Origin of the sequence: Vibrio hibernica (assembly GCF_015223435.1) — a bacterium.
In the GTDB taxonomy this organism is placed as follows: domain Bacteria; phylum Pseudomonadota; class Gammaproteobacteria; order Enterobacterales; family Vibrionaceae; genus Vibrio; species Vibrio hibernica.
The window spans coordinates 1-9,205 of sequence record NZ_VHKO01000075.1 but is presented as its reverse complement, the minus strand read 5'-3'; the positions used below and the strand labels follow the sequence as shown (position 1 = coordinate 9,205).

Below are 9,205 nucleotides of genomic sequence, written 5' to 3'. Positions count from 1 at the left end.
TCAGGTGTTGTGACATCAAAATTTTAATTACGCAACAAAGCCGATATTTACTGGCGGTCAAATTTTAGATATGGAAGGACAAATGGCACTATTCAATGACTCATTAAACTTCAAATATAATAGCGATGTCATCGATGCAATATATGGCGATAAATCACCCAAATGGCTAAAAGGATCTTGGCATGACTTCTAAACAACAAGGTTTTAGTCTAATAGAAGTGATGATTGCTTTTGCTGTTCTCGTATTCGGCGTTCTTGGATTAATGAAATTGCAAAGCTACATGGAACGCCAATCGGATTACGCACTTCACAGCATACGAGCTCTGCATCTTGCTGAAGCCAAGCTAGAATTATTTCGCACGCGTTCAATTAGTGGAGCAAATGAAACCTTGGTATATAGCGATATTGGCAGTGGTTGTGAAATTGTGTTAGGTGATGACTCGGTCAGCACGACAATTATTAGCGGGGGAAATTGTGCTTTACCGTCAATTTCAAGCGCGTATAAAGTGGCATGGACGGTGGATAAATCGTTATCTGGTGCGTTAAAAACGATAGATATGAGCAGCAGTTGGAATGATCGTCGAAATGAACTCCAAAGTCTTCAACTTAAAACTATGCTGTCCAAATACAATGAGTTCGATAATTAGACATTTATATTTCTAGATTAAAAAAGAGGCAGCTTAATACTTCGCTGTCTCTTTTTGATCGTGGGTAGTTATTACTTACAAAATTACCGTCTTATTACCATAAACAAAGACATGATCATTGACCACTTTGTTTAGCGCCTTACTTAATACACTCTTTTCAACATCACGACCAGCTTGAGCCATATCATTGGCACTGAAGTTATGATCAACCGGAATGACGTCTTGCTTAATTATTGGGCCTTCATCGAGATCATTGGTGACAAAGTGCGCGGTTGCGCCAATGATTTTTACGCCACGGTCAAAGGCTTGTTGATACGGTTTTGCACCAATGAAAGCAGGTAAGAAACTGTGGTGAATGTTGATGATTTTATGCGGAAATTGCGCCACAAAATTAGCGGTTAATACCCGCATATATTTCGCCAATACCACATAGCGTGGATCGTACGATTTAATTACATCCAGCATTTTTTCTTCATGCTCTTCACGAGTTAGCCCTTCATGCGAAATATGATGATACGGGATATCAAAACGTTCGGTTAAGGTTTGTAGCTTGTCGTAATTTCCAACCACAGCGGCAATGTCTACATCTAAGCTGCCATCATAGGCTTTCATGAGAATATCGCCTAAACAGTGTGCTTCTTTGGTCACCATAATCACGATTTTCTTACGCGATGAGCTGATCAATGAACGTTTACTATTGATCGGTAAAGCTTGATCGAGATCGGCCAGTAATTCGTCATCATGGAAGGTTCCTTCCAATTCTGTCCGCATGAAAAAGTGACCACTGGCGTTATCCACAAATTCATTATTGTGAATAATATTAAGTTTGTGCTGATAACAGATATTGGTGATTTTCGCGATTAAGCCATATTCATCACTACAATGAGTCAGAAGGGTTTTTCGTTCGGTGGTTGACATACATATTTCCAAAAAATTAACTATACCCACAGTGTTTAAAGCGGTTGCTCCATGATTTTGGGTATAAAACTGAATATAGATCACATGCTGACAATCTAACGGTCATTGAAATTTTAGGCAAGCGGTTCAGTGCTTAGATTGAATTTATTCGAGTCGTCTTAAACTCATTCATTTCCCCTCAGGTCTAAAACTGCCATAATTCATCTAATTTATTTTTTAAGAATGATGTGATGATAGCCAAGACTTTTTCTGCTTCCGGTGCACTCGGTAAAGCCATTTCTGGATTTCAACCAAGACAACCGCAAATTGATATGGCGCAAGCGGTGCAAGATGCGATTGATCATCAGCATCAATTAGTGGTGGAAGCAGGGACAGGAACAGGAAAAACCTTTGCGTATTTAGTGCCAGCTTTATTAAGTGGTAAAAAAGTCATCATCAGTACCGGATCTAAAAATTTACAAGAGCAGCTCTTCCACCGTGATTTACCTAAAATGGTCGATGCACTGGGTTTTATGGGCTACGTCGCGTTATTAAAAGGTCGCTCTAACTACCTTTGCTTAGATCGATTAAGCCGTCAATTGGTGGAAAGTCATACCAATGAAGCCGATCCTGAACTGCTCACTCAATTAGTGAAGGTTCGTTCTTGGTCTTCAGCGAGTAAAAGTGGCGATTTGGGCGAGTGTGATGACATTGCCGAAGACAGTCCTGTTATCGAAAATATCACGTCCACCAATGATAATTGCTTAGGAAAAGAGTGCCCAAGTTATCAAGATTGCTTTGTATTAAAAGCGCGTAAAAAAGCAATGGATGCTGATATTGTCGTCGTAAACCATCATTTATTTCTGGCAGATCTTGCGATTAAAGAAACGGGCTTTGGAGAGCTTATTCCAGAAGCTGAAGTATTTATCTTTGATGAAGCACATCAACTACCTGATATTGCGAGTCAGTATTTTGGCCAATCAATTTCAAGCCGACAAATGCAAGAGCTGGCAAAAGATATTGAAATTGGTTATCGCACTGAAGCAAAAGATATGCGCCAATTGCAAAAAATCGCAGTAAAACTGACACAAACTTTTATGGACTTACGCATTATTTTGGGTGAAACCAATGCGCAAATGCGTGGTAATTGGCGTGAAGCGGTTAAATCGGCAGCGGTGGTACGTGAAATTGAACGCCTACACGATGCACTTGATTTAGCGTTACAAGTTTTGAAAATTGCTTTAGGGCGCAGTCAATTATTAGATGCCGCTTATGAGCGTGCTCATATGATCAAAAATCGTTTGCTGCGAGTGTGTGATACCAGCATTACCGGTTACTCGTATTGGTATGAATGTTCACCTCGTCACTTTACGCTGCATATTACGCCGCTGTCGGTTGCGGATAAATTTCAAGAGCAGATAGAGCTTAAACAAGGCAGTTGGATTTTTACGTCAGCTACCTTGGCAGTTAAAGATGATTTTAGTCATTTTACCAAGCGACTTGGGATTGTGCCTAAAAAGCAGTTTACCCTGCCAAGTCCCTTTGATTACCCGAACCAAGCTTTGCTTTGTGTGCCGCGTTATTTACCCGAACCAAATAGTGTCGGTTTGGCGGAAACGTTAGCGGCAATGTTAGCTCCGGTGATCCAAGTTAATAATGGGCGTTGTTTCTTCTTATGCACTTCTCATAAAATGATGCGGCAACTAGCGGATTTATTTCGTCAATCGTTAGATTTACCGGTATTGGTACAAGGTGAAACCAGTAAGCAAAAATTGTTGAATGAATTTATGGCGTTAGGTAATGCCGTCTTGGTGGCAACAGGCGCATTTTGGGAAGGTATTGATGTTAGAGGCGATGCTTTAAGCTGTGTTATTATCGACAAATTACCGTTTACTGCTCCTGATGATCCCTTGTTAAAAGCTCGAATTGAAGATTGCCGTCTAAAAGGCGGTGAGCCTTTTTCTGAGGTTCAATTGCCAGATGCGGTGATTACTTTAAAGCAAGGTGTGGGGCGGTTAATTCGAGATGAAACGGATAAAGGTGTGCTGATCATCTGCGATAATCGGTTAGTGACTCGTGATTATGGTGGTGTGTTTTTACAAAGTTTGCCGCCTATTCCTAGAACTCGAGATCTCGATAAAGTTTCGCAGTTTTTATTATCACAGTAGCTTTCATTATCAACAGTCGTTTTTAGGCTTCCTGTTGGGTTGATACTCACTGTTGGCTTTATACTAACTATTTGTTTTATGTTAACTATTAGTTTGATATTAAACATAGTAACTCTTTTCAATTATTCTAAAATAAATCATATTCCCAATATATGGGTGTAAAAATAAACAAGCTTGAGGTTGACATGAGTGCAAAAATTCTTGCCCTAGATACATCAACAGAAAATTGCTCTGTTGCATTAATGGTGAATGATCAACTTTATACTCGCAGTGAAATTGCCCCGCGAGATCACACCAAAAAAATTCTACCTATGGTGGATGAAGTCCTAAAAGAAGCCGGTGTAAGCTTACAAGATTTAGATGCGTTAGCGTTTGGACGTGGGCCGGGCAGTTTTACTGGTGTTCGCATTGGTATTGGTATTGCGCAAGGTTTATCGTTTGGGGCTGAGCTCCCTATGATTGGTATTTCGACGTTAGAGGCTATGGCTCAGGCGAGTTATCGTGTACATAAATCTAAGCAGGTTGTGGCAGCTATTGATGCCCGCATGAGTGAGATTTACTGGGGACAATATCAGCGTGAAATCGATGGCCAATGGCGCGCAATCGCCATTGATGATGGACAAGCAGAATGTGTGATCCCACCAAGTGAATTGTCATCACATCTCACCGTTACGGATGGGGACTGGACACAAGCTGGTACAGGCTGGGCTGCGTATGAAGATACACTGAATTCTTTGCCGCTTACGTTGTCTCAAGGAGATGTACTTTATCCTGAAGCGCAAGATATTGCCTTTTTAGCACAGTTTGAATGGAGTAACGGTAATACCGTTGACGCCGAACACGCTAGCCCAACTTATTTACGAGATAAAGTAACTTGGAAAAAGCTACCAGGGCGTGAATAATTTATTTGAATGAATTGTGTAAACAGGCGGAGAAAGCAATGAAACGTACACTGATCCTGATTGGTTGTTTATTTTGGTTAACAGCTTGTTCTAGCCTACCGGATGATCTGGTTTCGGAGGATCACAATGCTGAGGTGATGGATAACTATCAGCAATGGGTCAATACCTCTCCGGATAGCGTTATTGACGTGCGCATGGGAGGGGTAATTTCAAAAGTCACGAACTTAAAAGATAAAACCCGCATTGAGATAGTTAACTTACCAATTTCATCGTCAGGTAAGCCGGATATTACTCAAGAGCCACAAGGCCGTTTTATTGCCTATGTCAAAGGTTTCGTTGAACCTATGACATACACAAAAGGCCGTTTAATTACGGTCGTGGGTAAAAGCGAGCAACCTGAAACGGGTAAGGTTGGGGAATACGATTATACTTTTCCCGTAACGGATGCTTATGGGCAGCATTTGTGGACGATTGAGACTACTACTTATGTTGAAAATGATCTCATGATGGGCGGCTGTTTTAGAGGCGGATTTCGTTGTGGGGCGTACGGATATGGTCCTTCTCGGACACAAGTGATTCAACAGGTGAAATAACCCGTGACACTAATGAAAGAAACGCAATTTTATTTGCCAAGCTCACTTTATTCGTCAGGTTCACCGCCCTCATCGAATCTACGGATTTCAGGTTTAGAAGCCGGCTCGATCAATGATACGGATATTAGTGTTATTTTTATTCATGGCTGGCTGGATAATGCGGCCAGTTTTACGTCATTGGTCGCACAACTTCCCTTATCCATAGCAGGTAGATCACTACATTTTCTTGCGATTGACTTACCTGGGCATGGATTGTCGCAGCACAAGTCATCGGACAACTTTTACCCATTTCATGACTATATCTCCGATCTTCATCAATTATTACGTCAAATAGCAGCAAAAAACGTCATTTTGGTCGGTCATTCTCTTGGTGCTTTAATCGCAAGTTGTTATAGTGCCGCCTTTCCTGAAAACGTGGCTGCTTTGGTGCAAATTGAAGGGTTAGGACCGTTATCAGAACCAGCAGACAATAGTGTTGCTCGTTTGCGACAAGGTATTGTCAATCGTAAGCGTTTAGAGACGAAACCTTTACGCGGTTATGATTCTCGTGAGCAAGCTTTACTGCACCGCATGCATGCCAATCAATTGACGGCAGAGCAGTTAGATCCATTGGTTGAGCGAGGCTGTGTATTTGACGGTAAGCGCTGGCAATGGCGTTATGATCCTAAATTACGTTGTGATTCCTTGTATCGTATGACGGAAGAACAAGCGCTATGTTACATACAAGCAGTGAGCTGTCCGAATTTATTGATAGTTGGCACGCAAGGTTATCCTTCTATTAAGCAAGCGCAACAGAGAATACAAAGTTTAGCCAAAGTGCAATTAGCGGAGATCGCTGGTGGGCATCATTGCCATCTAGAACATCCACAAAAAACAGCTAAGCTTATTGAAGTATTTATTGAGCAATTTATATCTGAACAGTTTGAACTCGATTAGATTATAGACAAAAATCTCTAGTCAAAATGTGACTCAAGTAAATGAGTTTATTATCAATAATGACTACCATATTCTTGCCGAGACACGATTAAAACAATAAAGGAAATCAATGTGGAAAAAGCGTGGCTAAAGCGTTACCCAGAAAACGTGCCAGAAACAATCGACCCTGATCATTATTCATCGTTGGTCGAAATGTTTGAGCAATCTGTCCATAAATTTGCTGATCAACCTGCGTTTATGAACATGGGCTCCACCATGACTTTTCGTAAGTTAGAAGAGCGTAGCCGCGCATTTGCTGCGTACTTACAAAATGATTTAAAGCTTAAAAAAGGCGATCGAGTGGCATTAATGATGCCAAATGTTTTGCAATACCCGATTGCGCTATTTGGTATTTTGCGCGCTGGTATGATTGCAGTGAACGTTAATCCTCTTTACACCCCTCGAGAATTGGAACATCAACTTAATGACTCTGGTGCCAAAGCTATTGTGATCGTTTCAAACTTTGCCTATACGTTAGAAAAAGTAGTGGACCGTACATCGATTAAACATGTGATCTTAACGAGCCTTGGACAAATGCTGCCTAAAGTAAAAGGCAAGATCGTTGATTTCGTTGTCAAATATGTCAAAGGTATGGTGCCAAAATACAATCTTCCGGGCGCGCTTTCTTTTCGTAAAGCCTTATACCGTGGTCGCCGCCAGCAATATGTGAAACCCTTTATCGCAGGAGATGATATTGCATTTTTACAATACACAGGTGGCACAACCGGTGTCGCCAAAGGTGCGGTCTTAACGCACCGAAATATGATTGCCAATGTGTTACAGGCCAAAGCGGCTTACGGCACAATTTTACACGCAGGGCGCGAAACTGTCGTGACTGCGTTGCCTTTGTATCATGTTTTTGCGTTAACCATTAATTGCCTACTATTTTTAGAAATGGGTGGCAGTAATTTAATGATCACTAACCCAAGGGATATTCCAAATTTTGTAAAAGAGCTACAAAAGTATTCATTTACCGCCATTACAGGGGTGAATACATTATTTAATGCGCTAGTAAATAATGAAGACTTTAAAGAGTTAGATTTTAGTAAACTGCATTTGTCGGTTGGTGGTGGCATGGCGGTGCAACGCGTCGTCGCTGAAAAATGGAATAAGATCACTAAGTGTTATTTGCTGGAAGGTTATGGCTTAACTGAGTGCTCACCTTTGGTTGCGGCTTATCCTTATGATTTGAACGAATACAATGGTTCTATTGGTTTACCTATGCCATCGACCGATGTTCGAATTATTGACGATGAAGGTCATGTCTTGGGGTTTGATCAAACCGGTGAACTACAAGTACGTGGCCCACAAGTGATGGACGGTTATTGGCAACGTGAAGAAGCAACGAAAGAGGTGATCAGTCAAGATGGTTGGTTATCGACTGGCGATATTGTTCGCTTTGATGAAGAAGGCTTCATGTACGTTGTTGATCGTAAAAAAGACATGATTTTAGTATCTGGCTTTAATGTTTTTCCAAATGAGATTGAAGAAGTGGTTTCTATGCATGCGAAAGTGTTAGAAGTCGCAGCGATAGGACAACCAAGCGAAAGTTCTGGTGAAGTCGTTAAGATTTATGTTGTCAAAAATGACAGCAGTTTAACCAAAGATGAATTAATCGCCCATTGTCGCGAGCACTTGACGGGCTATAAAATGCCTAAAATTATTGAGTTCCGTGAAGAATTACCAAAGAGCAATGTGGGTAAGATCTTACGTCGTGAGCTGCGCGACGAAAACATGGCGAATCTATCAAAGAAAACCGCTTAATCAAGAGTCTGTGAGCGATGTTTTTACCACATTCAAGGTGCCAGGTTTGATACTGGCATTTTTATTATATTGAAAGGAATTTTGTGAATTACCAAATCATCACAACAGCCTCAGCATTAGCTGACGTTTGTCAAAAAGCAAGTTTAGTTGATGTCGTTATGCTTGATACCGAATTTGTTCGTACTCGTACTTATCATCCTCAGCTTGGGTTAATCCAATTGTACGATGGTGAGAATCTGGCGCTGATTGATCCTGTTGCCATTGATGATATGTCTGCTTTAGCTGAGTTGTTGTCCGATACTTCAGTCCTAAAAGTTTTGCATGCTTGTGGCGAAGATCTAGAAGTGTTCCAGCACGCCTTTAATTGTATTCCTAAGCCAATGCTTGATACACAATTAATGGCGGCCTTTTTAGGCAATGGTCTTTCCACGGGTTTTGCCGCGTTAGTGAATGAATTCCTTGGTGTTGAGTTAGATAAAAGTGAATCTCGTACCGATTGGCTTGCACGTCCATTAACGGAAAAACAACTTGATTACGCTGCTGCCGATGTTTATTACTTATTACCACTGTATCAAAAACTCAAGCTTGCCGTCGAAGAGGCGGGTTGGAGCGAAGCGGTAATGCAAGAATCGACAGCTCTTGTGAAAAAACGTCTAAAATCTACAGAGCCAAGTAAGGCATATCTTGATGTTAAAGGAGCTTGGATCTTAAATCCTGAACAGTTAGCGATTTTAAAGATCATAGCTAAGTGGCGTTTAGAAGAAGCGATGAAGCGTGATTTAGCGCTGAACTTCGTAGTCAAAGAAGCAAACATGCTTGAAATTTGCCGACAGGAAATGACCAGTTTAAGACAAATGGATGAAGCCGGGTTTGATCAACGAGAAATTCGTCGTCATGGTAATACCTTGATCCATTTGGTCAAGCAAGGTCAAGCGATACCAAGTGACCAATGGCCACAAAAAATAACGCGCTTAATGGATAACCCGAGTTATAAACAATTATTCAAAGTATTAAAAGATGAAGTAAAAGCGGCATCGGAAGCTTCAGGATTAGCAACTGAATTTCTAGCCTCGAAAAAGCAGCTTAATCAATTTATCTCTTGGGTATGGAATCATGAAAGAAGTGCTGATAAACAACCAGAAGTAATGCTGACTTGGCGTAAATCAGTACTTGGTGAAAGACTTGATAAAAAAATGAAATAAATAAAATTCATATTGCTCTAGTTCTGTATACCATTCAAAAAAGCCGACATCATGATT

8 protein-coding genes are annotated in these 9,205 nt (G+C 40.9%); 7 read left to right on the top strand and 1 reads right to left on the bottom strand.

Annotated elements, in window-relative coordinates; genetic code table 11:
* Positions 1 to 182: 182 nt before the first annotated feature.
* Entirely contained in the window at positions 183 to 647 is a 465-nt protein-coding gene (locus tag FH976_RS14805; RefSeq protein ID WP_194091565.1) for a type IV pilus modification PilV family protein, read from the top strand.
* A gap of 75 nt (positions 648 to 722) precedes the next feature.
* Here the strand turns inward: FH976_RS14805 and purU are convergent, their stop codons facing one another.
* A complete protein-coding gene (gene purU, locus FH976_RS14800) occupies positions 723 to 1,565 on the bottom strand; it encodes a formyltetrahydrofolate deformylase (RefSeq protein WP_190329866.1) in 843 nt (280 codons plus the stop codon).
* Between the two features lie 230 nt (positions 1,566 to 1,795).
* On the opposite strand from purU, the gene FH976_RS14795 reads away from it, so the two are divergent.
* From FH976_RS14795 to rnd, 6 genes are all read left to right on the top strand, one after another.
* Positions 1,796 to 3,712, top strand: coding sequence for an ATP-dependent DNA helicase (locus FH976_RS14795; protein WP_194091564.1), 1,917 nt, complete (start codon positions 1,796 to 1,798; stop codon positions 3,710 to 3,712).
* Positions 3,713 to 3,897: 185 nt separating this feature from the next.
* Positions 3,898 to 4,614: a tRNA (adenosine(37)-N6)-threonylcarbamoyltransferase complex dimerization subunit type 1 TsaB gene (gene tsaB, locus FH976_RS14790; protein WP_194091563.1), complete on the top strand. Its 717-nt coding sequence runs from the start codon at positions 3,898 to 3,900 to the stop codon at positions 4,612 to 4,614.
* Between the two features lie 38 nt (positions 4,615 to 4,652).
* On the top strand, positions 4,653 to 5,207 hold the full coding sequence (locus FH976_RS14785; protein ID WP_194091562.1) for a Slp family lipoprotein: 555 nt from the start codon (positions 4,653 to 4,655) through the stop codon (positions 5,205 to 5,207).
* Positions 5,208 to 5,210: 3 nt separating this feature from the next.
* On the top strand, positions 5,211 to 6,143 hold the full coding sequence (locus tag FH976_RS14780) for an alpha/beta fold hydrolase (RefSeq protein ID WP_324187443.1): 933 nt from the start codon (positions 5,211 to 5,213) through the stop codon (positions 6,141 to 6,143).
* Positions 6,144 to 6,254: 111 nt separating this feature from the next.
* The gene (gene fadD / locus FH976_RS14775) at positions 6,255 to 7,946 is read left to right on the top strand and encodes a long-chain-fatty-acid--CoA ligase FadD (protein ID WP_194091561.1); all 1,692 of its coding nucleotides are present in this window, start codon (positions 6,255 to 6,257) and stop codon (positions 7,944 to 7,946) included.
* An 83-nt stretch (positions 7,947 to 8,029) separates the two neighbouring features.
* A complete protein-coding gene (rnd, locus tag FH976_RS14770; RefSeq protein ID WP_194091560.1) occupies positions 8,030 to 9,148 on the top strand; it encodes a ribonuclease D in 1,119 nt (372 codons plus the stop codon).
* Positions 9,149 to 9,205: the final 57 nt, after the last annotated feature.